Here is a 23,798-nt window from a genome sequence, read left to right on the forward strand (position 1 = left end):
GGACAGATGAGCATGGACTACGACCAGGCCGCCACCCGGATGTGGGCCAAAGCTGAGGCCGCACACGCCGAAGGCGATCACCACCTCGCCGCCGAGCTCGAGGACACCGCCGGACTGTACGAGCAGTTCGCCCGGGAGGACCTCACCGGCGTACGAGCCGGCTGACACTGACACCCATGAGCACACCCGACAACGACGACGACACCGAAGGAGGCGACGACATGCTGGCCATGGACGAGCGGATCACCGAGCACGACCTCAGCGAACCCGTGGTCGACGACATCGACCAGGCCGTTGACGGTGGAGCGTTCGGGGACGATCCCGACGCCGAAATCGGAGTCGCACTCGCCGTCGAACGGGCTGTGCTGTCGGCGTTGTTGTGGGCGCCGGCCGCCGTGGCCCGAGCCATCACCGCGGTACTGCTGCCCAAGCATTTCGTGTCCCATCAGCACGCCACCATCTACGCCGCGATCGCCGACGTCGCCACCCGCACCGCGCCGATGCCCGCGCTGGTCAATGCCCGTCTTGTCGAAGCCGGCCACTACACCACCGGTGTCGCCTCACTCATGGTCAGTGTGGTGTCCCCCGCGGGCCCTGTCCCCGCGGTCGTCGAGATCCCGCACCTGGCCGACAAACTGTTGGCCCTCTGGTACCGCCGCGGCCACCAAGTCCTGTTAGCGCGCATGGCTCAACACGTCCGCGAGTCCCCCGTCGAAGACCTGGCCGGGCACTGGGCGCAGCTGACCGACTACCAGCACAAAGCCGCCGACGACTTCTACACCCGCCGCAACCAACTCGCGGACCTGACCTGACACCTCACGCGTGGAATCACACCCGGTGTGACACACCGGTGATGCACCCGATGAAAGGCGACCTTCATGCCGCGACAGACCCCACCGATGGCGTACTTCGGCGGTAAGACGCGACTGGCACCGCGCATCGCCGGCATGCTGCCCGCGCACGGGCACTACGTCGAACCGTTCGCCGGATCCCTGGCAGTGTTGCTGACCAAGCCGATCAGCCGCATGGAAACCGTCAACGACCTCGACGGAGACCTCATGACGTTCTGGCGCGTGCTGCGAGACCGCCCAACCGAGTTAGCGCGGGTGTGCGCGCTGACCCCACATTCGCGCGCCGAACTCATCGAGGCGCAGAACGTCAGCGATCACGCGGACCTCGACGACCTAGAACGGGCCCGCCTGGTGTGGGTTGCGCATCAACCAAGGACGCGCAGGAACCCTCCGCAAGACCGGATGGCGGCACTACATCGACCCCACCGCGACGGGTAAGGGGATGCCCGGATACCTCGAGGCCTACGTCGACCGGATGGCGGCCACGGCCGAACGTCTGCACCACGTCAGCCTCGAATGCCGACCCGCTCTCGATCTGATCGAAGCCTACGGACGCCGCCGCAACATCTGCCTGTACGTCGACCCGCCCTACCTCGGTGCAACCCGCTCATCGGGGTCTTATCAGGTCGAAATGCAAGACGACACCGCCCACCGGGACCTGTTGTCGGCGTTGACCGAGTGCCGGGCATCGGTGGTGCTGTCCGGGTACGCCTCCGATCTGTACGACACCGCCCTCGCTGGGTGGGACCGCCTCGAGATCCCCACCATCACCGGGCAAGGAGGCAGCCGCCAAGACCGCACCGAGGTGCTCTGGTCCAACCGCCCGTTCCCCACCGCGATCGGCGGTAACGAAACTCTCCCCTTCGCGGGCATCGGTAACGAAACCCCTGTCGCGGACCTCATCGTGCGCTGCGGCCACTGCGACCGACCGATCAGCACACCGGCCGCCACCGGGCGACCCCGCCGTTTCTGCTCCACAGCATGTCGCGTCGGCGCGCACCGACGCACCCGACCCGCCATCACCTCCTGATCGAGAAAGCGAGAGGACACCCCACCATGACCGACACCATCACCGGGCGCGTGGCTTACGGACACGAGACCCCCGAGTACCGGGAGAAGCTCGCCCACGATCTGCACATCGACGGTGGCCTACCGCTGACGGTGGTCGCCGACACCCTCGAACTCGACACCACCTCCGAGGCCCGTCGGCTCGTCGACGCCTACATCGCGCGCACCGACGCCGCCGCCGCTGCCCGACAGCCGGGGTTGTTCGACTGATGAACGCGCGGACCTGGCTGACCCACCTCGTCACCGCGGTCGCGGTCCTCGCCGGCGCCGCAGGGTGCGGTCACGACACACCGCAGCCATCGCATCAGGCACCGAGTAGCGGCGTGGTGAGGTTCACCGTCCACCAACACGGGCGGCCCGCCCACGTCGACCGGGTCGTCGACGGTGACACCCTGATCGCCACCTACACCGACGGCAGCAACCACCGGGTGACCATCCGGCTGATCGGTGTCGATACACCGGAGACGAAGAAACCGCACACCCCGGTGCAGTGCTGGGGCCCGCAAGCGTCCGCGCTCACCGACCAGCTGGCCACCGGCCACCAGGTGAACCTCGAAACCGACCCCAGGGTCGACCGCGTCGACCGCTACGGCCGCACCCTGGCCTACATCTGGATCCAGCACCCCGGCCACGACGACACCATGCTCAACCAAACACTGCTCACCGCCGGCGCTGCCCGCGAGTACGACTACGACCACCAGAACTACAAGTACCGCGACCAGTTCCGCGCAGCCCAGACCGCCGCCCAGCACCAACGGGCCGGACTGTGGGGACAGTGCGGCACCCACTGATAGACCCCGTGGTGGCCGGTAAAATGGTCACCGAACCCGAGACAGGGAGACACCATGACGACGACCCGTCACACCCCGGTCACCGAACAATGGCCGGACCTGTTCACCGACCTCACCGCCGAGCAGACCGCGTCGGTGACCGGTGCCGTGGCCAACTCTGTGCTGGAGGGGTGGGAACCCACCCGCGACAACGTCGCGGCATTGTGTGCCCGCGCGACGGGGGATCTTGATCGGGCCACGTTTCGTGCGCGGGCCCGCGCCCGCGCGCACGCCCGGTCCCAGCGACGGGCCTGAGCACCCGGCGGTGGCGTTCGATCGGTGGGAGGACTACTTCTACCCCGGCACCCGGGTGCTGCGGAACCTCGAAGGCATCACCGACCCCGACGCGCTGCGCGACTACGAGTACGAGATCAGCACCGACGTCGACGCCAGTATCCGCCGCGGTGAGATCACCGTGGCCCGCACGTTCGACGGTGATCACCTCCGCGCGCTGCACCGGGAACTGTTCGGCGAGCTGTACGAGTGGGCCGGACAGAACCGCACCGTCGGGCTGAGCAAAGACGGGATCGAGTTCGCCTCCCCGCAGTTGATCGACACCTACCTCGCCGACGCGGCCCGCATCATCGACGGTGTCCCGTGGGAGACCGTGGACCGGGACACGTTCGCCGAACAGACCGCCCGCGTATATGCCCATATCAATCAGGCGCATTTCGCGAGGGAGGGCAACGGCCGTGCCGGGAAACTGTTCCTACACCAGCTGTCCGAACGTACCCCGTATCGCCTGGACTTCGCGCGGATCCCGAAACAGGTGTGGGATCAGCGCTCCGCTCTATCGGGGCCAGACCGCGGCGCCCACACCCCCGACCACACACTCCTGGTCCCGGTATTCGCGCACATCACCATCGACCGCCCGGCATCGCCAGACCCGGAGCAGGAGTCACCGGCGCGGCGGGCCGCTCGCATCGCGCGCCGCGGGTACCCACGACCGGTCACCGACATCACTCGCGACTCCAACGCCGGGCCGCGCCCGACCCGGCGGGACACACCCCGCCCGGGCCGGGACCGCGGCGACTACGAACGCTGACCGGTCACAGCGACGAGTCGTGTTGCTGCTGCGCCCACGCACCTGTGCGTCGGCTCATCGGTCTACCCCACCAAGATCGTCGTCGTGGGTGACGCGGCACCACGTATGACCGTCGAACGCGTCGACGTCGACCCAGATGTCCCGCCGCGACGCCCGGCGCGGGTTCAGCGTTGGTGTGATGTGGGTCGACTGGACGTCTTCACCGACGCGGCGTGCGTCGGATTCGCTGCTGAATACCGGGTGTCCGGTGTCTGGGTTGAGCGCGTACACGTCCCGATCAATGGGGAGGACTTCCTCACCGACCGCGATCCGCACCCGGAACGCAGGCGCGCTGAGAACACCAGGGGGAAGGCTCTCCGGAAACCCCACCACGTACGGGGTGGAGGATCCGGTCTCGTCCTGCTCGTCGCTGGCGGTTGCCGCCGACGCCGGCGTCGGCGTTGTCCGGCCTCTCACGTAACGGTCGAGAGCCACAGCTCCCAATACCCCGAGCACGACTGCGATGATCACGATGACAACCCAGTGGGTTGCCGGGATGTCCGCCAACGCGCCTGCCACGTTCTCGTCTGCACGCGCGTGCACCGTCACGACTGCGCCTCACCCGTCCGATCGGCCGAGACCGCATCTGTGACCCGCGGTGCGGGTGAGCTCGGCTTACGCGGGCGTGACGCACGTCGCCGGGATTCACCTCGTGAGGGGCTTAGCCGGGAGACTTCAAACGGTTTGATGTGTTTGGTGTCCAGGCCGAGGTCGCTCGCTTCCTTCGTCAGCGCCGACAGTTCCGCGACGCGACGGGCGTCGTCGGCGAAGAACGCATCACGCGCTGCGGTGAGCTGGGTGTGGGTGTCGACGATGGCGCGGAGCACCTCGACTTTGCGGTCCGCTTCGGCACGGACCTGGGACTCGATAGACGCGAAATCGATCGCGGGTGAAGACATCAGAACTCTCTCTCGTTGACCGCAAAAACGTGAGGTCCACGGACACCGGCCGGTGCCCGTGGGGTAACACAAGTCGTGCGTGGTGACGGCAAAGAAACCGCGCTCGACCGTTCACGATGGTAGCCCGGTGAGCATCAATCAGGCGGTCTGCTGACCGGCTGCGATTCACCGAACACGCGACCGAGCCACTCACTCGACGCAGGCAACGCCGCCCGACCGAACCCTTCGTCGCGCCCACCTTGGCCGGTGAACACGTGCGGCTCGTCGAAGCCGAACTCCGCGAAGATGTCCACACTTAACTCGAACGATGCGGCCGCAGCGCGCCGGAACTTTTCGTCACCGGCGGCGCCCTCGGTTGTGGTCGTTGTCCGCGCGGGCTGAGTCTCGGGTGAGAACGCTCCGGTGTCGGGCACCAGAAAAGACTCGCGGCCCATGCCTGTCACTTCTCTTTCGGCTACACCGCCATTGACAGCGCGGCTGGTGTCTCCGAAATGCAGCTGGGCGATGAGCTCTAGTTCACCGGCCGCCCCGGTCGCGACCGCGTGATCCATTAGAAAGATGATTGCGACGAACAACGACCACTCGATCTTGTCGCTCGGCACGATAGCCCACTGGTCGCCTAGCGGTTTAAGCCTCGGTGGGGCGTGGACTAGCTGCGCGTGCGGTAGAGAAGCATAAGGGAAAAACTGGGCTACAAATCCGCCGCCGTCGTGGTGCAGCGCAAGCGTCGCGTCAGGTGTGGTGAACAAGGTGCGTCCGATGGCCGGGCGCGCCATGTAGTAGCTGTGGTGGGGCGGGAAGGCCACAAACGCTCCGTGCCACTCTTTGTTGTTGTCGATCCATCTTGTGAGGAACTTGATCTCTTCACGACGAGCGGCAACCCCGCGTGTCCGGGCGCCCATGTTGATTGGCACGGCCGCCACCGACACCACAGCGCCGACCGCACTTAAACTGTGTGCATTCCCGAGGAGGTTTCGGTCCCGCATGTAGCTCCTGACGGCTGCCATACCGTTGTCATGGTTGGCGGTGAGGCGATCAGCGAGTTCGACGCGGCTGGTGAATCGGTCCCGGTATGCGCGGGCGACGCCGTCTTGTTTCAGCCATCGGGTTGTCGTGCCATCACGGACTGGGAACGCAAGTGTGGTCGCTGTTGGGGACTCGGGCTGGCATGCGTAGGGTGCGTCGGCGCCAGCCGGTACCTCGATGATCGCGAAGAACGAACCCTCCTCTGTCGCGGCGATGGGATGCACTGTGACGGTCGGTAGGAATGGCCGCACACGTGCGGTGCGCACCTGGCGAAGTTGCTCATCGATCGTCGCCGGTGGCGTGGTGAACGGTGTTGCCTCGACCGCCCGGTTGTGGTGGTCATCGCGGATTCCGATCACGATGAGACCGCCGTGGTGGTTGGCGAATGCCGCCACGTCTTTCGCGAGTTCTTCGGTTTCTCTACTGCCGTATGGCACGGACTTCCAGTCGAGCTGCTCGGTCTCGGGCACGCCGGCAGCGACGGCACGCCCTATTGCCGCTGCGTCGATCTCGGCGACTGTCGCGACTCCGAACACGTCAGCCAGGAACGGGAAAAGCGTCACAGACTAATCATCCCTGACCTCCCGCACCATTCGCCACAGGCGACTCGGCCACGACGGCCTGGACCTGCTGGGTGCCCCCCGGTGTCCCAAGCCTGTCGTTTCACGACCACCAGAGCATCCGCAGCCGCAACGGGACTGGCGTGGTGTCGAGGTCCGGCGTGACCGCCGAACGGCGGAATCGCCCGCAGGGCGATCGGCTTTTTCCGCGCCCGAAGGGCGTGGCCGCGGTGACCATTGGACCCGCGCAGCGGGAGGTGCATGTATGCCCCGGGCGGAGCAAGCTGTGACTTAGCATAGCTAAGTCGTTGTTTACCGTCCCTGGTCGCGGTACGGTGTGCCCCAACCGGTGCGGTTGGGTGTCCCCACGGTGTGGGTTCGCTGCGCTGAGCCGGACGAGCGGAAGGACAAGCCGCGCACATGGTGCGCGGCCCACGAGCGGACACCTGCGGGGTGTCGAACGACGACCGGCGGGCCGGTCGCGGCGAGGAAGGGCGGTGTCGTGATGAGCGATGACACTCCCGCATGGGACCGCGAGCCAGCACCGCCGCCGCAACCTCGGCGGTCGGTGCTGCGACGGCGGCGGGCGAACAGTCCAGGAGGCCGTACGGCGACACCGATTCAGGTGAAGGTCACCGCCGACGAGGACGCGCTGCTGCGCGCCCGGGCACGCGCCGCCGGTGTCACTGTGCAGCGCTACATGGTCACTCGCGCGCTGACCGACTCCACGGCCGAACCGGTGGACTGGGAGGGCCGTAAGGCGGCGTGGGCGCAGGCGTGCGAGGTCCGCAACCTGGTCGCCGCGTTGGGCAACAACATGAACCAGATCGCCCGGCAGGCGAACACCGATGGGGAGATCCCCGAGGATTTCCCGGCGGCGGTGGCCGGTGTGCGGCGGGCGACTGACCGGGTGCTGGCCGCGTTCGGGGAGACGTTCGGATTCGAGGGCCGCGCCTCGTGATGCCCAACATTGAGCGCGGCGCGAAGATGGCCGGGCTCGTGTCGTACCTGTTCGGTCCGGGCCGGGCGAACGAGCACACCAACCCGCATGTCGTTGCCGCGAGTTCGGAGATGTTGGTGGGGGCTGGTGGGTATGGCGCGGTCCTCGATCATGGTGCGGCGTTGGAGTTCGCCGGTGAGCTGGACACTGCGCGGGTGGTGTTTGGTACGCGTGTCACCCGCACCGACAAACAGGATCTCCGCGCCGCGCAGCAGCGTGGGTTCACCGGGTCGGCGGCGATCGCCGAAGCCACCCACGACGAGAACGTGTGGCACTGTTCGCTGTCCCTAGCACCGGATGAGGAACCGTTGACCGAGCAGGCGTGGGCGACGGTGGCGCGCGAGTTCATGGGCGAGATGGGGTTCGACTCCCCCGGTGACGCGTCGGCCCGGTGGGCGGCGGTGCATCACGGCACCACCAAGGCCGGCGGCGATCACATTCACATCGTCGCCTCCCGGGTGCGTGATGACGGCAGCGTGGTCAAGCTGTGGTTCCCCGAACCGGGCCAGAGCTACAACACCGGTGACGCGAAACGCTCGCAGCGGGTGTGCGCCGACATCGAACGCCGCCACGGTCTGCGCGTCACCCAGGGCCGCGCCCGCCAGTACCCGAGCAAGGGATCGTCGCCGGCGCAGGAGAACATCGCCGGACGCACCGGGCGCCCGGAACCGGTGAAAGACACCCTCGCCCGCACGGTGCGCGCAGTGGCCTACGGCGCGGAGTCGGAGACCGAGTTCGTGCGCCTGGCCCGCGCCCACGGCCTACTGATCCGACCCCGGTACGCGGCCGGGTCGCGCACCGAGGTTGTCGGGTATTCGGTCGCGTTGCCGACGGCGCGGTACGCCACCAGAGACGGTCACCCGGTGTGGCACGGCGGTGGGAAACTCGCCAACGACCTCACCCTCCCCCGCCTGCGCGAGCACTGGCCGGCACCCGATGATGCGCAACGCTCCGACGCCCTGTCGGCGTGGGCGCACAATCAACGCGAGACCATCGACCCGAACCACTTCCCCACCACCGCGGCACCAGCACCGCAGCGACCGGGGCGCGCGCCGCGCGGCCTGAACCATGCCGAGGCCAAGGAACGGTTGCGGTCGGTGCTGCGGGAACTCGCGCGGAACACCAACACCGAAGCCGGGTTCGTGCGCGCCGCGGCCGCGCACCCCGATGTGCTGATCCGGCCCCGATACGCCAAGGGTTCCGACACCGATGTGGTCGGCTATTCGGCGGCGCTGCGACCGCAGCTGTACGCCGACGCCGACGGCAAACCGATCTGGCATGGCGGCGGGAAGCTCGACAACCGATTATCGCTGCCGAATATGCGCGCCAGCGTGCACTGGCGCCCGCCGACGCTGACTGATCAGCGTGCGGCGCAGCAGGCGTGGGCGTCGCTGGGGGCGTCACCGTCAGCAGCGGGTGGTGTCGACACCGACCCCGCGCAGGCGGCGGCCGCGTGGCGTTCCACCGTTGACGGCCTGTCGGGCAACGAGCGCGCCAGGGTCCGTGACAGTTCGTGGGCGCGGGCGGCGTCGGAGACCGCCGGGTTCGCCTCGGCGTGGGCGGTGCAGACCGAAGGCGACACACCCGGCGACATGTCGCGGCTGGCTGATGCGCTATCGGATGCGGCCGGCGGTGTGCGTTCACCGGAGCAGCCTGGCCGGCGCGTCCCGGGCCCCGGCCAGCAGGTGTCCGTGGCCGCTCTGCGGCGGATCGCGGCGACCATGCTCGCCGCCAGCCACGACGACCCGCGCTACGCGTGGCAGGCGATGTTCTCCCAACTCGCCGCCACGTCACGCGCGATCAGTGACGGGTTGCGCGCGCAGGGCTACGAGTCCCGCGCCACGGCGATCGAGACAGCGACGGTGCGCGCCGAACGGTCCTACACCGCCCAGGCACCCGCCGCCGCGCCCGATCGGGCACCCGCCGACCGGCCCATGTCCGACGCTCAGCGCGCCGCACGCATGGCCCGGGTCAGTCACCCCACAGACCCGACCCGGGCCGCTCAGCAGCGCTCACAGCATGATCCACACCGCCGCGGTCCGCGCGACGCTCCGCCCAGCACCGAACGGCAGGACCGGGACCACGGGCGCTAACCGCCGAGACGGATGAACGGTCATCGCGCTGCATCACCTCTCAACGCGACGATGCCCCGCACACCGTGGGGTGTGCGGGGCATCTGGTCGGTCCGTTCGACGCTCGACGACGTCGTTCCTCCTACGCGGCGTAGGGCGAGGTATAGAACCACTGCCCGCCTGCGGGCCAGCAGGTGTAGTCCCACCCGCCCCCGCCGTGGGAGTGGTAGTACGCGGCGTTGTTGGCGGCTTTGGCCTGACACTGTGCGAGCGTCGCCGAGCCGATCGGGTACCCGGGATTCGCCGACGCGGTGCCTGCGCCGACGGTGACCGCGCCGGTGACGACCGCGGCACCGATTCCGAGTGCCGCGACGGCGCCGGCGAGCTGGCGGCGGCCTGTGGTGAGTGTTTTCATTGCAGTTCCCTCTTTCCAGTGGGGGTGTGTGACGGGGATGGGTCGGCGGCTACCGGCCCATCCCCTTTTCTCGGCCGACGGACGGTCCGGGGCCAGCTGTGGGGTGGGCGGTGTCAGTGCCCGTTGCGTTGGCGGCGTCTCGCGGGTGTGAGGAATCACCGACCCGGGCGGTGGGCCTCACAGGCCGCGACCTTTCTGTCGGCCGACCGACGCCGCCCGCCCTGCTTTGGGGTGGGTGGTGTCTTTGGTCTTGGCGTTGGCGGCGTCGCGGGGATGGGTGGGGTGACTCACCGCGGCGATGGCCGCGGCCCGTCCCGCGGCGGTGGTGCCGGCGTACTCGGCGACCCGCTCGGCGCGGGTGAGCGTCGACGCCGCTTCGACGGCCGCGCCGCTGTCACCAGGTCGGGGTGGCGGTGTGTTCTGCTCGTCGTCGACGACCAGACCGTCGGCGGCGTCGCGGGCGTCGTCGGATCGCTGCGCGGTGTCGCGTTCGATGCGTTCGGCCTGGTCGGCGTCGCCGAGCATCCCGGTGATGCGTTCACCGTCGCGGTCGGCTTCGGTGTCGGCGGTGGCCTTGTCGGCGCCGTTGTCGGCCCACCACTGGGCGCGGGCGTCGACGACCTGCTCGGCGGCCTGGTCGCGGGGTTGCGCGAGCAGCTCGTTGAGGTCGAGGCCGTAGTCGCTGAGTTCGGCGGCGATGTTGTCACGCATCTGGTGGGCTTGCTCGCTGCGGCTGGCCCACCGGTCCGCGGCACGGTAGGTGTCGATGATGTCGCCGCCGTCCGCGCGGAGCATCCAGGCGCGGTCCTGATCGGCGTCACCGATACGGGATGGGTCGACGCCGTGGGTGCGCAGCTCGTGGTCGACGAGTTGCCCGTATTCCGCGGATTCCCATATCGCCCCCGGTTGTCGGGGTACGGCCAGTTCAGTGCTCGGCTCCGACGGTGTCGGCGACGGGTCGCGCACGTCGACACCCGTTGTGCGATCGGTGTCGCGGTCTGACGTCGTCCGGTTCTGCGCCCAGCCGCGGCGGGCGCGGGCGCGGAAATACGCTTCCACGAGCGAGCCCACGGTCGACATCGCGGTGGCGATGGTGCGTTCCATGTCGCCGACAAGTTCTCGTTCTTCGTGTTCGTGGTGTTCCATTCCGGTGTTCTCCTATTCAGGGGTGGTGGGTGTGTCGCCGGCCATCAGTTGGCGCAGGATCTCGTCTTCCATGCGGGTGACGGGCAGCTTGTCGAGTGGTGGGTGGTGCCCGCGTTCGACCGAGCAGCCGGCGAACGGGCCCTTCTCGTGGAAGATCACCGCCATCTGCCGGTCGGCGTGTTCGATCCACCACGTGCTCATGCCGGTGCCGGGGTCCTGGCGCAGCTGCTCGTATGCCCGCCACAGCGCCTCGAACCGGTCCATCACTTCGGGGTGGTCCATGTACTGCGGGCACCACCGAAACTCGGGATCGGTGATCACGTCGCGCACGTACACGTAGACCAGGTGCTCCTCGACGAACGCGTACACCGAGTCGAACGCGGGTTCGTTGTCGCCCTGTCCATCGCTGCCCCGCTTCTGCTCGGCTTTCGCGGACCGCTGCGGTTGCCGAGCAGTCTTCTTCGGCTTCTTTTCGGCATCGTCGTCGTCGGCAAGCCAGTCGTCGTCGTCGATCACGGGTGTGGTGTCCTTTCTGTGGTCACGCCGCGGTGTCGACGTCGTCGGGTTCGGTGTCGGTGGCATCGGCCTGGGCGGGGGTGGTTCCGCCGCGTCCGATCGCCTTCGACATCACCCGGCCGATGCGGGTGGTGGCCTCCCCGTATTCCGTCAGGGATGCCTCAATGAGGTGGGAGTACGGTTTGTCCATCCAGGGAACGGTTTTCACGATCGTCGGACGGTTGCCGGCGGAGAACACCAACGCCCGACCGCGTGGCCACGCGGTGAGGTCGCTGGCGGTGAAGATGGGTTCGCGGGAGATGTGGCGGCTGGTGGTGTGTGAGTCACGCGTTTTGGTGACGCTCACGACCTCTCGGTCGTAGTCGCCGCACAGTTTCGCCAGGGATTCGAGGAAACCGTTTTCTTTGTTGTTGCCGCCGTAGACGAACACGTTGGCCGCGCCCATGAGCTGTTTCATGCCGTCTTCGCCCCATACCCGCACACCTTGGGACCACGACTGCAACACCGTCATGATGTGAATTCCGCGAGACCCGTAGTGGGAGTACAGGTCCGGAAGACGGCGCCACCGAACGGTGTTGGCGGCCTCGTCGAGGGCGCACAGCAGCGGGGTCGGGAGCCGACCGCCCGGTGATGCGGTCGCGATCTGCTCGGCGGCCTCGCAGGTGGCGACGGTCAGCGCGGCGATGATCGGGCCGACCGATCCCACCCCCTCACGCGAGAGGCAGTACAGGGTTTCCCCACCGGTGAGTAGCCCGTGCACGTCGAGCTGGGGGCGGGTGTCGCCGTCGAAGGTGGTGATCCACTGGGCCACCCGTTTGGTGCGCAGGCACCGCGCCATCTTCAAGGCGGTGCCGAAGATGCCGTCCTGCTGTTTACCGGCCAGCCGTAGTTTCGCCGCCAGCCCTTCGGCGATGCTGTCGTAGCCGTGGTCGGTGAGGATCTGCACCGCGTCCTTGCACCGTTCGCGGCGGGCGAGTCGTTTGTACACCTCGATGATCTGCTCGCCGGCCAGTGCGGAGGCCAACAGCAGATTCGCCAGCAGGTCTTCGCCTTCGGGGTCGAAATACGGGTCGCGGCGGGCGGCGTCACCGCCCTCACCGGCGGCGAACTGCTCGGCCAGCGACGCCGACCGCTCCTCGGGATCGCTACTGACGACCGGGACGGGTGCGTTGCCCAGGGTGACCAGCTCTTTGCCGGTTGGCGGGTCGTCGGCGAGGATGTCGTCGTCGGGGTCGATATGGTCGTCGGCGCCGCCCAGCGACATCACCGCGGGGTACCGCAGCCCGCCGGGGTTGTCGGTGTCGGCGATGATGTAGCTCAGCGGGTTCCAGTAGAACCAGGCGGTTTCGTTGGCGACTTGCTGCGGGTCGAACACCCACACTTGTCGGGTGGCCACGCCGTTGGCGTCGCGGAACTCCCGTAACAGGCGGGTGTGGTCGAGGTTGCCGCGTTTGTTCTCCGTGGCCAGTACGGCTCCGGGTGCTTCGCAGATCGCCGGGATGATCCGCGATGTGCTCTTGCCCATCCGTGGACCCCAGATGTCGAGGCACACGTCTTCCCAGGACGCGTAGGTGCGCCCGGTGGACCGGTTGAGCACCGACCCGCCGACGGTGACACCGATGGGTGTGCCCGGTGAGCAGTACGGCTGCACCGCCGGGTCGGGCATCACCACCTTGAGTTTCGCGGCCTTGTCGCGCACCGATTCTTCGGTGATGCCCTCGATGTCGGCGCCGGACCCCAGGTGGCGGGCGGCGGTGTCGACGCGGGCTTTCGGTACCCGGTGGGTGGTCCACCACCGCCACCCGGCAACGATCGGGGCGGCGATGAGCGCCAACAGCACGATCGCCCACACGGTGGCCGCGACACCCCACACCACTTTCCCTCGCGCGGTGAGGATCAGCAGCGCGATCGGGTTGCCCGGTACGGTCTGCCCACCGGCCAGATGCAGGGCCAGCCACAGCACCGCGACGATCCCGATGCCGATCGCGGCGAGGCCGGCGTAGAGGCCGACCTCCGAGTTGGACGGGTTCGCGATCTTGCCCGGTCGGGTGGCCGCCATCACCACTCTCCTGCGCAGGTGTGGGTGCTGAGCTGGTGGCGACTCAGCGCGGTACCGGTGAGTTGGTCGCGGACCTCGCCCATCACCCCGGCCACCGCGGGGCGGGTCTCGCGGTTCATGGCCGCGGTGATCTGTGCGGTGTGCGTGGTCGGGTCGGCGGCCAGGATCGGGCCGAGGGTGTCGGCGGCGATCGCGCAGACCCGCTGCTGTGCCGGTGGCACGCGGGGGTCGAGACTGCGGGCCATCAGGTGCGACAGGGCCGCCCGTAGCCGCACGCGACGCGGGTCGATCACCCCGGCGGTCATGATGCGACCGCCGCATCGTCGGGGGTGATCAGGGCGGGCAGCCGGATCTCGCGCCAGGTGCGATACCCGGGTGCCCGGCACAGCGCGACGGCGCTGTTCTGGTCGCGGTATTCGACTGAGGCCACCACCCGATGGCGGGTGGCCGACGCGGACAGTGCATCGGCGTCGAGGTCCGGGTGGCTGGAGTAGACCGTCAGCCGCACCGCCGGCAGGTCGAGTTTCTCGCGCACCTTGCCCGCCAGGAACACCGCCTTGTCCGCGGCGGCGTGCTCGGCGCTGAAATCGTCGCCGTCCTCGTAGATCCGGTCCTGCGGGTGAAACTCCCCGTACCAGGATTCGTGGTCGTCACGGGCTGAGCAGACGGCGAAACTGCCCACCTCGGCGTCACCGGCTGCGCACAACTCGATCAGCGGGGCCGTGTCGGCGGACGCGGCCAGCTCGGCGGCCTCGCGGGCAACGGTGTCCGCGGCGAGCTGGTCGTAGTCGATGTCGAGCTGTTTGCGTAGCTCGGTCTTGACCTTCGGCCACAGCTTCTTGGTGGCGACCTTCGCCTCGGTCGCCCACGCACGGATATCGCGGTGCGTGGTGGCCGACCGCAGGGTGTCGGCGCCGTCGGCGACCGCTCGCTCAGCGACGTCCCACATCTCATCTTCGGTGTGTGCCATCAGGGTTCTCCTTCATCAATCAACGGGGGGTGTGCGGGGAAATCGGGGCGGTACGCAGGTGCCCGGTGAGGGTGTCCGCGGCCCGCAGCAGGGCGGCGGTGTCGTCGGCGTCGAGGGTGTCGATCGCGGCGAGCACGTCGGCGGGGAGCTCACCAGTGGCCGCCGCTGCTCCTTGCTCGGTGGTGGCCAGCACGACTTTGCGTTGGTCACCGGGGTTGCGGCGGCAGGTGATCAGCCCGGCGTTGCGGAGCGAGCTCACGGCGCGACTGGCTGAGGGAACCTGCACCCCTTCGCGTTCGGCGAGTTCGGTGAGGGTGAGCGGCCCGTGCTCGCTGATGGTCACCAGTGCCGACCATTCGGGGTAGCCCAGGTGCGGGGATGCTTGTCGGCGTAGCGATCGCACCACCCGGAACAGGGCCAGTGCGACCGCGGCGGTGACCGACATCGCTTCCCCGACCACGGCCTCGGCGGTGCTGGTCGCGCCGCTACTCGCTTCGCTCATCGGGTCCGGTCCTGGCCGGCGGCGGGGGCGATCGTCTGGTCGTCGACGTCGGGCCCGAGCTCAGCGATGTCGTGGTCGCTGGGTTCGACCGCGATGCACCACTGATCGGTCAGTGCGTTGTACCCCTCCAGGTGCGCGACCTGGGTGCTGGACAGTCCCCCAGCGGCGCGGTGGGCGTCGGTGACACGCTCGAAGACCACGGTGGTGGTCTCGTCGTCGGCGAGGGTGGCGTAGCCGCTCAGAGCGTCGGCGGCTGTGTCGTAGACCGCGACCCGCCACCACCCGTCCTCGAGCGAGACCCCGGGTGTCCACCCGGTGATCGTGGTGGGCGTCGACCGGGGTCGACGGCGGCGTAGATGCAGCCCCATAGGTGTCTCTCCTCGTGACGTCGGGTTAGTTGCCGGTGGTGATGTTGTTGATGCACCACCGGTGCGGCAGCGTGGTTTTCGCGATGACCCACATCGTTTGGGTGACGGGTGTGGGGTCGGTGCTCGCGGTGACCGACACCTGAGCGACCCGCGAGACGGTGGTGTCGGTGTCGGCGGGGTGTTCGTCGCTGGTCAGCGACACCTTCGGAGTGATCGAGGCGTGCTCGGCCGCCCACTGCGACCACTGTGTTCCGGTGATCGGCATCAGCGCCGCCCACGTACCGGCGACCGAGGACACATACGCCGGGCACAACCAGGCGGTAGCCCGATCGGCGGCCGCGCCGGCCGGATCCGGGTCGCTTGGCCGGTAGGCCAACAGCGCGCGTACCCCGGTGACGATGACCGATTCTCCGTCGCACGCCTGGGTCGCTGAGCATCCCGCGGCGGTGGTGGTCGGGCCCGGCGCCATCCGAGTCAGCGGCGGTGCCTGTTCGGTCGTGGCAATGGTGGTGGTTGTCGGCGCCGGGTGCGGGTCGGGCGCCCGGCCCCCGCCTTCGCATCCGGCGATCACGCTCACACCGATCACGGCGGCGGCCACGGCGGCGACCCGGCGGTTCACGACCGGTCTCCGAACGTGTCGGCATCGAATCCGGCGAACGGGTCGTCGGATGCGCACTCGTAGACCGCGCTCATCGTGACGATGACCGATCCCATGTCCCACTGTGGTGTACCCGGTGCCCCGGTGATCCGGTCCACCCACTTACGGGTGCCTTCGCGCTGTTGCGGTGCCGGGGTAATGGTGTGGCACACAGACACCGGCTGCGGGTTACCCATCGGCCAGTCTGACTGTGCCCGGCCCCGCATCTCTTGCAGGCAGAACATCATCGCTTCGCTGATGTTGTCTGTCGGGCCGTAGGTGACGTAGTAGGTGTTGCGTTCGGTGCTCATCGGTGCGTCCGTCCTGTTGTCGCCGTGGCGCCGCGGTGGGTGTCATCGCGTGGTGTCATCGGGTGTTCTCTTTCTCGGGTGGGGTCGGTGGTCGGTGTCACGGGAGTCACCCGGCCAGGGCGTAGGCGGCTTGGGTGTTGGGTGCGGGTGCGCCGGCGGCGTCGTCGCCGCCGAATCGGCGGACGTACATGTCCTCGCCGTTCCACCCCGATAGCGGCATGATCGACACGGTTTTTCCGGACTCGGGGGCGTTGAGCAGCATGTCTTTTCCGTTCTCTTTGCCGTAGTAGATGCCGACGTGATGGGTGTTGCCGCCGGATCCGAAGTAGATGAGATCCCCGGGTTGTTTCTGATCCAGCGGGATCGTTTTGCCGCGTCCGTCGTAGAGCTGGCCGGGGTTGGAGTGGTCGCCGGTGAAGTGCGGGAGCAGGATCTTCCCGCCCGATGCCTGATACACCGCGTACAGGGTCAGACCGGAGCAGTCGAACCCTTTGTGTGTGGTGTCGCCGTTGGCGTCTCCTGCGCCGCCACCATCGGACACACCCAGGGTGGGCCCGTTCTTGTCACCGCCGCCCCACGAATACGGGGTCCCGATCCACCGTTTCGCCGCCTCGATGACCCGTTGCCCAAACGGGCCTCCGAGCGCGCCGCCGCTGTCGCCGCTGTCGCTGTCGCATCCGCTGGAATCGGTCGGCGTCGACGAACCGGTACCGGTGCCGGTGTCGGTGACCGCGGTCGCGGGGTTGGACCCGTCGACGGTTTTCGCGACGGCGGCCATCACGGAGCGGGCCAGGGCGATGGTGGCGGCGTAGGCGTTGGGTCCGGACACCTCCACGGCTTGGGCCAGCGCGGATGGGTCCATCGTCTGGTACCCGGGTTTGGTTTTCGCTTGGTCGTAGAACCAGTTCGCCTGGTACCCGGGGTCCATGAGTTTGGCCATACCGACCGCGCCCCAGATGGATGCGCGTAGCTGGTTGGGTCCCACGGAGTCGTAGTCGTGGCCTTCCCCGTCGTGGGGGAACTTGAGTGATTCGGCGACGCCGGTGTTGGCGAGGTTGCGGTAGGACGATTCGGTGGCTTGGGCGTTGAGGTTGGCCAGGATCACCGAGTCCGGTTCGCCGCGCTGTTTGCCGATGGCGTAGGTGTTGCGGGCGACCGCCACCTGTTTCGGGTTCAGGCCGGCGATGGTCGCGCCCCCGTCGCCGCTGACACCCATCCCGGCGCTGACTGCGGCGGTGTCGGTGGCGCAGTCGGTGCTCACTGATGCGGGGATGATCGCCAACGGGATCATCACCAGCAGCGCCAGCATCCCGAGCAGGGCGGCGGACAGCCCCGCCTTGCTCGCTGACCCCCCACCGCCCTCGGACATCAGAGCAGAGCTTCGGTCTCGTCGACCACGACGGCGTCGATGACCTCGACATCGTCGTCGCTGCTTTCGAACGCCTGGTTGGTGTTGTGCACGTTCGCGTCCCGCGCGAACTGTGACAGCGTCAACCGGAACGGGATACCGGGATCTTCTTTTCCGCCGGTACCGATTTTCAGCATGAAACAGCCGGTGCCGTCCGCTTCGCGGATCCGCTTGGGTGGTGGTACGTCCCCGCGGGCGCGGGCCTCGGCGACCTCGGCGGCGTATTGCGCGCGTTCCTTGGCCAACCGTTTGTCGTCCGGGGGTGGGGCGGAAGCGAACTCGGCGATCCGCGCGCGGTCGGTCTCGGTGAACGACACCACCCGCGAGAGCAGGTTCAGTTCGTTGTCGCCGACCGGACCGATGATCTTGGCCTGGGCGCGTTCGATGAACCCCAACGCCTTCTGCACGTCGGCCTCGGACTCGAAGGATGCGAGGTCTTTGAGGGTGTGGGTGATCATGATCAGGACCACACCCATCTGCCGGTTGAGTCGGGTGAGTTCGTCGACGCGGTCGATCATCCCGGCCCCGGCGCGCAGGATCCGCCACAGCTCGTCCATGACGAGGATGAACGTGCGCCGCGGCGCCAGACCGGCGTCGGCGAGGACGTGCGCGGCCTCGATCGCCCCGAAACAGTCCGACCAGCACGTCAGCAACACCGCAGCCAGCAGGTTGCGGTCGCCTTCGGGGATCTGCGACAGATCGATCGTCACCGCCGGATGCGACAGGTCGACCGGTTCGGTGGAATGGGCGTTGAACACCTGCCCGAACGGCCCCTGGGTCAGGGCGCGCAACCCTTGGCGCAGCGGCAGGGTCAGCGCCCGGTACTGATCGGCGGTGTCGGCGCCGGAATCGGCGAACAGCTCCGGCAGGTTCGCATCGATGACGGCGTACAGGTTCTCGATCAGCGGGGGGTGATTGTCGTCGAATCGGCCGAACCGCTCGGCGTGGGAGTTGGCGTAGAGCACCGTCAGCGCGGCGGCCAGCACGGTCTCTTCCCAGTCGGCGACCGAACCCTCTTTGCGTTTGAGCTCCAGCAGGTTCACCACGGCGGTGACCTGGCGGGCCCGGCACTGCGAGCGGACCCGGTCGGCGAGGGCCTCATCAGCGCGGCGCCGCTCTTTCCTCTGGCCCAGGCGGGCGAGCACACTGGCCAACCCGCCGATGGCCAACGGGTTGATCGCGTGACGGCCGTAGGACAGGGTCGACACCTGACCTACGACCCTGTCGGTGACCATGACGTAGTCGGGTTTGGTGTCGGGGAAGATCGCGGTGCAGCCTTGCGCGATCATGCCGAGCACCATGTGCCGGATCTCGGTGGATTTGCCGTACCCGTTGAGCGCCAGCATGAACAGCACCGGTGCGGTCAACGGTCCGTCGGTGAACCACGTCAGCGGGTCGAACCCGAAATCGGCGCCGGTGACCATGTGATGCCCCGACGGGGTGCCCAGTACCGGCGACCGGGCGCCGAAGCAGAACGGGTACATGCCGCCACCGACCTGGGTGCTAGTCCCCCGATACTCGGGCAGCTTCCCGATCGAGAGCATGCGACCGCCGCCGGCACCCTTGTAGCCGCGTGGTGTGAAGACCGGGGTCTCGACGTCGAAACCACCGGTCACCCGCATGTTCTCGATCGCGGCGCGGTGCCGGCGTTTTTCCGCGGTTATCCGTTTGCGGGCGCGTCGACCTTTCCACCCGCGCCGGGTTGCCATGTCCTGCAACCGGGTGTAGGCGTCGTCGGTGAGGATCCACTGCCCGCCGATACGGACCCGGTCACCGTCGGTCGACATTCCGGTCGGGTCCTCGGCGCCGACGATGTCGCGGTACTGCTCGGCGGCGGTCACGGGTGGTTCGGCAACCTCGCCGTCGGCGGCGCGGTGGCGCGCCGGTGCCGAGGTCATTCGAACACCGCCAGGTGACCGCTGGCGTATTCGGGCAGCAGAATCCCCACACCGATACCGCCGGCGAACGCGGCATCGGAGTCGCCCCAGCAGCGTTGCAGCATGATCGACGCCTCATCACCGAGCCCTTCGAGCTCCGGGGTGATCTCGGCGAGGTCATCGTCTTTGGGGGTGGTGAGGGTGACCAGCATCCCGAACCGGGTCAGCCCGGCCCCGTGGGCCTGCTCGACGCGGGCGGCTTGGGTGTTCTCCCGGCGGATCGTTGCCGATGCTGAGGCCACCCCGGACTTGGACTGCTCATCGGCCAACGCCTCCCGGAAGTCGGCGTTGACCATCTTCTTCGCCTCACCGGCCCGGTGGATCCGGTAGACGACGGTGACCCGTTTGCACGGCAGGGTGGCCCGGGGAATGAGCAACGGTTTCAGGTTGTCCGAGGGCACCGCCGACTCCGGCGGCGTCGCCATTTCCCAGGTCACCGACCGGAACCCGTTATGCAGATAGTGATCCCAGTTGTTGCGCGCGCCACGCGGACCGGCTTGGTCCCAGGCGATGACGTCGGTGCGGCCCTGCTGGGTCAGACCCTCGATGGCCGCGGTCAGTTCCGGTCGGTACGCCCGCGCCACGAGCATCGAGATCTCCCCACCGGTCATGGGGACGGCGTCGACACCGGCTTTCTTCGTCGCCGCGATCAATGTCGACAGCTGCGACCCGATCTGTTTGGCGACATCGAGGACCGTCTTCGCGCCGCGCGGGCGGATGAAGATGAAACACACCCGCACCTCCGCGCGCACAGTCCCACCGGAACGGTCGGTGACCGTCGACGCCAGGTGCTCCAACGCGAATTCCGGGGCGGCGGGTGAGTGAATGCGCCGGGCCTCAGCCTTGACCCGCTGCCCGAATTCGGGCACTGACTCGACGGTGACCGTCATCCCGATCGCGCCGTTGGTCGTGCCCAACCGGGCCAGCAGGTCACCGTGCCCGGCGACCCACTGGTTGGCTTGCCACTGGTCGAACCCCTCCTGCCCGCGCGGGGTGACGTCGAGGACGACCGCGAAGTGGTCTTTGGCTCGCAGATGGTTCATCCCCCACCGGTCGCCGTTGCGCAGTTCGTACTCGTATTGCTCGACGTTGCCGAGGATCCCCGGGGGCATACCGAAGCCGGGCGTCTTGCCGAACACACCGCCGGAGAAGTCGGTCTCTTTGCGCCAGAACGCCCATCGGTATTGCACTCGCCTGACCATCCATTCCAGTCCGGTGACACCCTCGCGGTGCCACACCAGGGGCACCAGGAGCCCCGATTCGATGAGAAATGCGCTGCCACCGACCCACAGCGATTGGGTGATCGACACCAAGATCACCCACACCAGCAGCAGGACCCCGCCGAGGACGGTGACCCCCCACGTCTGTCCGAACAGCCCCGTGGAGCGGGGTTTCGACCACCGGCCGAACAGCAGAATCGCGTTCTTCTCCACACCGGATGTTGCGGTCATCGTTGGGGTCCTCCTGTGGTGTCGGAACCGCTGTCGGAGAACACGTCCTGAGCGGTGGATGACAGATTCGCGATGTGCCCGGCGGCGTCGGAGACGTGTCCGGCCGACGACCCGGCCGAGGACATGACCCCGGTGCCGCCGGAGCCCGATGCGGGTGTGCCACCCCCGCCGGAGCCCTGGCTACCGCCGGGTGCGGTGCTGGCCCCGGACTGCCCGCTGCCGGAGCCGGTGTCGCGGGCCGCGGTGCCCGGGGTCGACGCCTGCGTGGGTGCCCCATTGCCCTGCGATCCGCCGCTGCGGGAACCGGCCCCTTGTTGGCCCGCGCTGGAGGTGCCCGACCGGGCGGCTCCGGACTGCTTGGAGCCGTTGGTCGTCGACCCGCTGGTGCCTTCCCCGGCGCCGGACAACCCGGCTCCGCCGGCTTGCGCGGCGCCCTTCATCGGGGCGGTGGCCATCTGACCGCCCTTGCCGCCCATGTTGCCCCCGGATTGACTGGCTGCCATACCGATCGGGCCACCCGCCATACCAGCCCCAGCGGTCGACGCGGTCGACCCCGAGGATTTGCCGGAGCCGCCGGACCCGCCGCCGCCGAGACCTTTACCGGCCGCGGCCAGGGAGCCGCCGGCGGCGATGACGCCCATGGCCATGGTCGCCGCGGTGAGCCCGGACGCCCCGGCCATCGCCATCCCCCCAGACACCAACCGCGTCAGGATCGGGAGCACCGCGGAGGCCATCAGCAGCAGGATCAATCCGTAGAACTGGATTTCCGGGTTGTTGGTTTTCGCGCTGGCCAGCACGAACGCCACCATGTACACCAGGGCGGCAACGAATTTCCACAGCAGCAGCGAGATCGCCCACCGGGTGATGTTGCGGTAGGCGTTGGACCCGATGCTGGTGCCGGACGCGCACGCGATCACCGGCATGAGCGACACGATGACCGCGAGCATCGCCTGGCGGACCACCAGCAACACCACTTGCAGCAGCGCCGAGAGGATCCCGACGATGCTGATCACGAACATCAGCCCGGACCCGAAGAACGGCAACAACTGATCCATCGCGGCCATGTTCGCGATGACCTGGCCAGGGTTGTTGTGGGTGGCGTAGTTGAGGATGTCGTTGGAGATGATGTCGACCGCCGCCGACATCGCCGTCATCAACCCGCCGAACGTCCAGACCCCGACAATGGTCCGCATCAGCGAGTGGAACATCGCCTCACCCTCGGCGTAGACGGTGTTGCGTTTGGCCATCATCAGCCGGAACCCGCCGAGGATGATCGACACCACCAACAAGATCAGCTGGATGGACAGGGTCGCGGCCTGGACTTGCTGCACCGGTGCCCATTGCCCCGCTTGGGGTGTGGGGATCTTGATGAACCACGACATCGACAACTCGATGAGCCGGGCCTCCCCGGCCATCATCGACTGCACAATGCCTTTGAACCCGGAGGTGGCGGCGTCGGTGATCGCCTTCTTCGGGTTGATGATCGCCCCGCCCACCTTGCAGGCGGTCCCGATGATCGGGACCTTCGGGCACGACGGGTCCGCCGCGGCGACCGGTGCGCTGGCCTGCGGGTCGCCGACGAGCTGCCCCGTCAACGGGGCCAGCGTCGAGACGATCAGCGCCGCGAGCAGCACCCCGACCAACCGCACCAAGCACCGGCGGCGTGGAGTGGCCGGTACCGCCGCGGCACGGGTGGGTGGTGGCGTAACGAGAAAGGTCGATGATGCTGTGGCGCTCACCATGTGGCCCACCCCGCCACGGTCGTGTAGTCGCGGGTACCCCCATCGGGCAGGCCGGTGTCGGGGATACGGAGCTTCCACTGACCGCCGTCCCACACCACCGTCAGCGGCCCGTCGATACTGGCGGTCTGCTCATCGGTGCGGGCGTTGGCCGGGTCCACCCCGACCGGGGCGTACGGGCCCGACGCCCACTGCACCGACGAGAAATCGGGGGTGTACTGATCGGACACCGACACCCCGAACGGCACATCAATGCGGTTCTTCTGCTCGGCGGTGGCTGTGCCCGCCTGCGCGGCGAACGCGGACTTCGCGGTGTCGGAGCCCACCACCTGATCCGCCAAAATCTTGTCCCGTACCGCTTGCGGGGCGACCGAGGCGCGCAACAGGATTTGCCACCCGGCCAGCGCCGACCCCTGGGCGGTGCGGGCGAACCCGGTGGCCATACCGTCGGTGACTGCGGCGGGCCCGTCGGACACCGAGTACGGCATCGGGACGCCGAACGTTTTTTCCCACACCATCCCGACCGGTGGTTGCGCGGTCGGACGATCGGTGTCGCGGGCCGGCTGTTGGGCTAGGGCGATACCCGCCGTGTCGCGTGGCACCCGCACCCGCCGGCCGAACGCGTCGGTGGTGTCGGGCGCATACGCCGGGTCAGAGTCCTCCCCCGCCCCCGCGGAGGTGTCGGCGGTCGACCCCGGCGCCGGCGTCGCCGACACCGATGAGCCCGACCCGCCCCCGGCGGTGGTCTGATCGTCGTGGTGCCCGGTGAACACCGACACCAGCACCACCACAACGGTGCCGATCACGGCGACCACCAGCACCGCCAACACCCACCGCCGCCACCAGGACCACCCGGCCGAGACGGGTGCGTCGGCGGGCTGGGACGGGGGCAGCGGCCGGGGTATCAGCGATCGCAACGCTTTACGCAACATGTGGGAGTCCTTCGCGG

At 68.2% G+C, this 23,798-nt stretch carries 28 protein-coding genes; 10 read left to right on the forward strand and 18 right to left on the reverse strand.

The genetic code is table 11. From position 1 onward, the window contains the following. Positions 1-6: 6 nt before the first annotated feature. The 8 genes from BW971_RS21585 to BW971_RS20025 all read left to right on the forward strand — a co-directional run bounded on the left by BW971_RS21585 (position 7) and on the right by BW971_RS20025 (position 3,794). Complete coding sequence (locus tag BW971_RS21585; RefSeq protein WP_159441897.1) at positions 7-165, forward strand: hypothetical protein; 159 nt, start codon at positions 7-9, stop codon at positions 163-165. Between the two features lie 11 nt (positions 166-176). After that, positions 177-812 carry a DnaB-like helicase N-terminal domain-containing protein gene (locus BW971_RS19995; protein ID WP_076482851.1) on the forward strand — a complete coding sequence of 212 codons (636 nt, stop codon included), beginning with the start codon at positions 177-179 and terminating at the stop codon, positions 810-812. Positions 813-878: 66 nt separating this feature from the next. Further along, the gene (locus BW971_RS22045) at positions 879-1,289 is read left to right on the forward strand and encodes a DNA adenine methylase (protein WP_234974522.1); all 411 of its coding nucleotides are present in this window, start codon (positions 879-881) and stop codon (positions 1,287-1,289) included. A 4-nt stretch (positions 1,290-1,293) separates the two neighbouring features. Next, a complete protein-coding gene (locus BW971_RS22050; RefSeq protein WP_076482853.1) occupies positions 1,294-1,881 on the forward strand; it encodes a DNA adenine methylase in 588 nt (195 codons plus the stop codon). Positions 1,882-1,907: 26 nt separating this feature from the next. Beyond that, positions 1,908-2,129: a hypothetical protein gene (locus tag BW971_RS20010; protein WP_076482854.1), complete on the forward strand. Its 222-nt coding sequence runs from the start codon at positions 1,908-1,910 to the stop codon at positions 2,127-2,129. After that, positions 2,129-2,710 (forward strand): thermonuclease family protein, encoded by a 582-nt coding sequence (locus BW971_RS20015; protein ID WP_076482855.1) that lies wholly within the window; start codon positions 2,129-2,131, stop codon positions 2,708-2,710. The genes BW971_RS20010 and BW971_RS20015 overlap by 1 nt, the downstream gene beginning before the upstream one ends. Before the next feature lie 54 nt (positions 2,711-2,764). After that, positions 2,765-3,004, forward strand: coding sequence for an antitoxin VbhA family protein (locus BW971_RS21590; RefSeq protein WP_076482856.1), 240 nt, complete (start codon positions 2,765-2,767; stop codon positions 3,002-3,004). Positions 3,005-3,014: 10 nt separating this feature from the next. Further along, positions 3,015-3,794 (forward strand): Fic/DOC family protein, encoded by a 780-nt coding sequence (locus BW971_RS20025; RefSeq protein WP_076482857.1) that lies wholly within the window; start codon positions 3,015-3,017, stop codon positions 3,792-3,794. Between the two features lie 54 nt (positions 3,795-3,848). On the opposite strand, the gene BW971_RS20030 is transcribed toward BW971_RS20025, so the two are convergent. The 3 genes from BW971_RS20030 to BW971_RS20040 all read right to left on the reverse strand — a co-directional run bounded on the left by BW971_RS20030 (position 3,849) and on the right by BW971_RS20040 (position 6,321). Next, the gene (locus BW971_RS20030) at positions 3,849-4,340 is read right to left on the reverse strand and encodes a hypothetical protein (protein WP_143690496.1); all 492 of its coding nucleotides are present in this window, start codon (positions 4,338-4,340) and stop codon (positions 3,849-3,851) included. A gap of 38 nt (positions 4,341-4,378) precedes the next feature. Continuing rightward, complete coding sequence (locus BW971_RS20035; protein WP_076482859.1) at positions 4,379-4,732, reverse strand: hypothetical protein; 354 nt, start codon at positions 4,730-4,732, stop codon at positions 4,379-4,381. 134 nt (positions 4,733-4,866) lie between these two features. Then, positions 4,867-6,321: an AlbA family DNA-binding domain-containing protein gene (locus tag BW971_RS20040; RefSeq protein WP_076482860.1), complete on the reverse strand. Its 1,455-nt coding sequence runs from the start codon at positions 6,319-6,321 to the stop codon at positions 4,867-4,869. Between the two features lie 502 nt (positions 6,322-6,823). Between BW971_RS20040 and BW971_RS20045 the strand changes: the two genes are divergently transcribed. Both BW971_RS20045 and BW971_RS20050 read left to right on the forward strand, forming a co-directional pair. Continuing rightward, positions 6,824-7,279, forward strand: coding sequence for a plasmid mobilization protein (locus tag BW971_RS20045; protein ID WP_076482861.1), 456 nt, complete (start codon positions 6,824-6,826; stop codon positions 7,277-7,279). After that, complete coding sequence (locus BW971_RS20050; RefSeq protein ID WP_076482862.1) at positions 7,279-9,411, forward strand: relaxase/mobilization nuclease domain-containing protein; 2,133 nt, start codon at positions 7,279-7,281, stop codon at positions 9,409-9,411. The genes BW971_RS20045 and BW971_RS20050 overlap by 1 nt, the downstream gene beginning before the upstream one ends. Before the next feature lie 121 nt (positions 9,412-9,532). Here BW971_RS20050 and BW971_RS20055 read toward each other — a convergent pair whose 3' ends face one another. The 15 genes from BW971_RS20055 to BW971_RS20125 form a co-directional block, all read right to left on the reverse strand. After that, the gene (locus BW971_RS20055; RefSeq protein WP_076482863.1) at positions 9,533-9,805 is read right to left on the reverse strand and encodes a hypothetical protein; all 273 of its coding nucleotides are present in this window, start codon (positions 9,803-9,805) and stop codon (positions 9,533-9,535) included. Between the two features lie 177 nt (positions 9,806-9,982). Further along, positions 9,983-10,951 carry a hypothetical protein gene (locus BW971_RS20060; RefSeq protein ID WP_076482864.1) on the reverse strand — a complete coding sequence of 323 codons (969 nt, stop codon included), beginning with the start codon at positions 10,949-10,951 and terminating at the stop codon, positions 9,983-9,985. A 12-nt stretch (positions 10,952-10,963) separates the two neighbouring features. After that, a complete protein-coding gene (locus tag BW971_RS20065; RefSeq protein WP_234974523.1) occupies positions 10,964-11,467 on the reverse strand; it encodes a DUF4913 domain-containing protein in 504 nt (167 codons plus the stop codon). 22 nt (positions 11,468-11,489) lie between these two features. Beyond that, positions 11,490-13,526: a type IV secretory system conjugative DNA transfer family protein gene (locus BW971_RS22055; protein WP_234974524.1), complete on the reverse strand. Its 2,037-nt coding sequence runs from the start codon at positions 13,524-13,526 to the stop codon at positions 11,490-11,492. Next, entirely contained in the window at positions 13,526-13,831 is a 306-nt protein-coding gene (locus BW971_RS20075) for a hypothetical protein (protein ID WP_076482866.1), read from the reverse strand. Before BW971_RS20075 ends, BW971_RS22055 begins: the two co-directional genes overlap by 1 nt. Further along, a complete protein-coding gene (locus BW971_RS20080; RefSeq protein WP_076482867.1) occupies positions 13,828-14,496 on the reverse strand; it encodes a hypothetical protein in 669 nt (222 codons plus the stop codon). The genes BW971_RS20075 and BW971_RS20080 overlap by 4 nt, the downstream gene beginning before the upstream one ends. Positions 14,497-14,515: 19 nt before the next feature. Next, complete coding sequence (locus BW971_RS21385; protein WP_076482868.1) at positions 14,516-14,998, reverse strand: MarR family winged helix-turn-helix transcriptional regulator; 483 nt, start codon at positions 14,996-14,998, stop codon at positions 14,516-14,518. After that, positions 14,995-15,366, reverse strand: a complete 372-nt coding sequence (locus BW971_RS20090; protein ID WP_076482869.1) for a hypothetical protein — start codon at positions 15,364-15,366, stop codon at positions 14,995-14,997. Before BW971_RS20090 ends, BW971_RS21385 begins: the two co-directional genes overlap by 4 nt. A 25-nt stretch (positions 15,367-15,391) precedes the next feature. Beyond that, positions 15,392-15,985, reverse strand: a complete 594-nt coding sequence (locus BW971_RS20095; RefSeq protein ID WP_076482870.1) for a hypothetical protein — start codon at positions 15,983-15,985, stop codon at positions 15,392-15,394. Beyond that, positions 15,982-16,314, reverse strand: coding sequence for a hypothetical protein (locus tag BW971_RS20100; RefSeq protein ID WP_076482871.1), 333 nt, complete (start codon positions 16,312-16,314; stop codon positions 15,982-15,984). The genes BW971_RS20095 and BW971_RS20100 overlap by 4 nt, the downstream gene beginning before the upstream one ends. A gap of 106 nt (positions 16,315-16,420) precedes the next feature. Then, positions 16,421-17,683, reverse strand: a complete 1,263-nt coding sequence (locus tag BW971_RS20970) for a C40 family peptidase (RefSeq protein ID WP_083710483.1) — start codon at positions 17,681-17,683, stop codon at positions 16,421-16,423. Next, positions 17,683-19,620 (reverse strand): P-loop NTPase family protein, encoded by a 1,938-nt coding sequence (locus tag BW971_RS20110; RefSeq protein ID WP_076482872.1) that lies wholly within the window; start codon positions 19,618-19,620, stop codon positions 17,683-17,685. The genes BW971_RS20970 and BW971_RS20110 overlap by 1 nt, the downstream gene beginning before the upstream one ends. Next, positions 19,617-21,110: an SCO6880 family protein gene (locus BW971_RS20115; protein ID WP_076482873.1), complete on the reverse strand. Its 1,494-nt coding sequence runs from the start codon at positions 21,108-21,110 to the stop codon at positions 19,617-19,619. The genes BW971_RS20110 and BW971_RS20115 overlap by 4 nt, the downstream gene beginning before the upstream one ends. Next, positions 21,107-22,852, reverse strand: a complete 1,746-nt coding sequence (locus tag BW971_RS20120; RefSeq protein ID WP_143690497.1) for a hypothetical protein — start codon at positions 22,850-22,852, stop codon at positions 21,107-21,109. Before BW971_RS20120 ends, BW971_RS20115 begins: the two co-directional genes overlap by 4 nt. Continuing rightward, complete coding sequence (locus BW971_RS20125; RefSeq protein ID WP_076482875.1) at positions 22,846-23,781, reverse strand: DUF8175 domain-containg protein; 936 nt, start codon at positions 23,779-23,781, stop codon at positions 22,846-22,848. The genes BW971_RS20120 and BW971_RS20125 overlap by 7 nt, the downstream gene beginning before the upstream one ends. Positions 23,782-23,798: the final 17 nt, after the last annotated feature.

Source organism: Williamsia sterculiae, assembly GCF_900156495.1.
GTDB lineage: Bacteria > Actinomycetota > Actinomycetes > Mycobacteriales > Mycobacteriaceae > Williamsia_B > Williamsia_B sterculiae.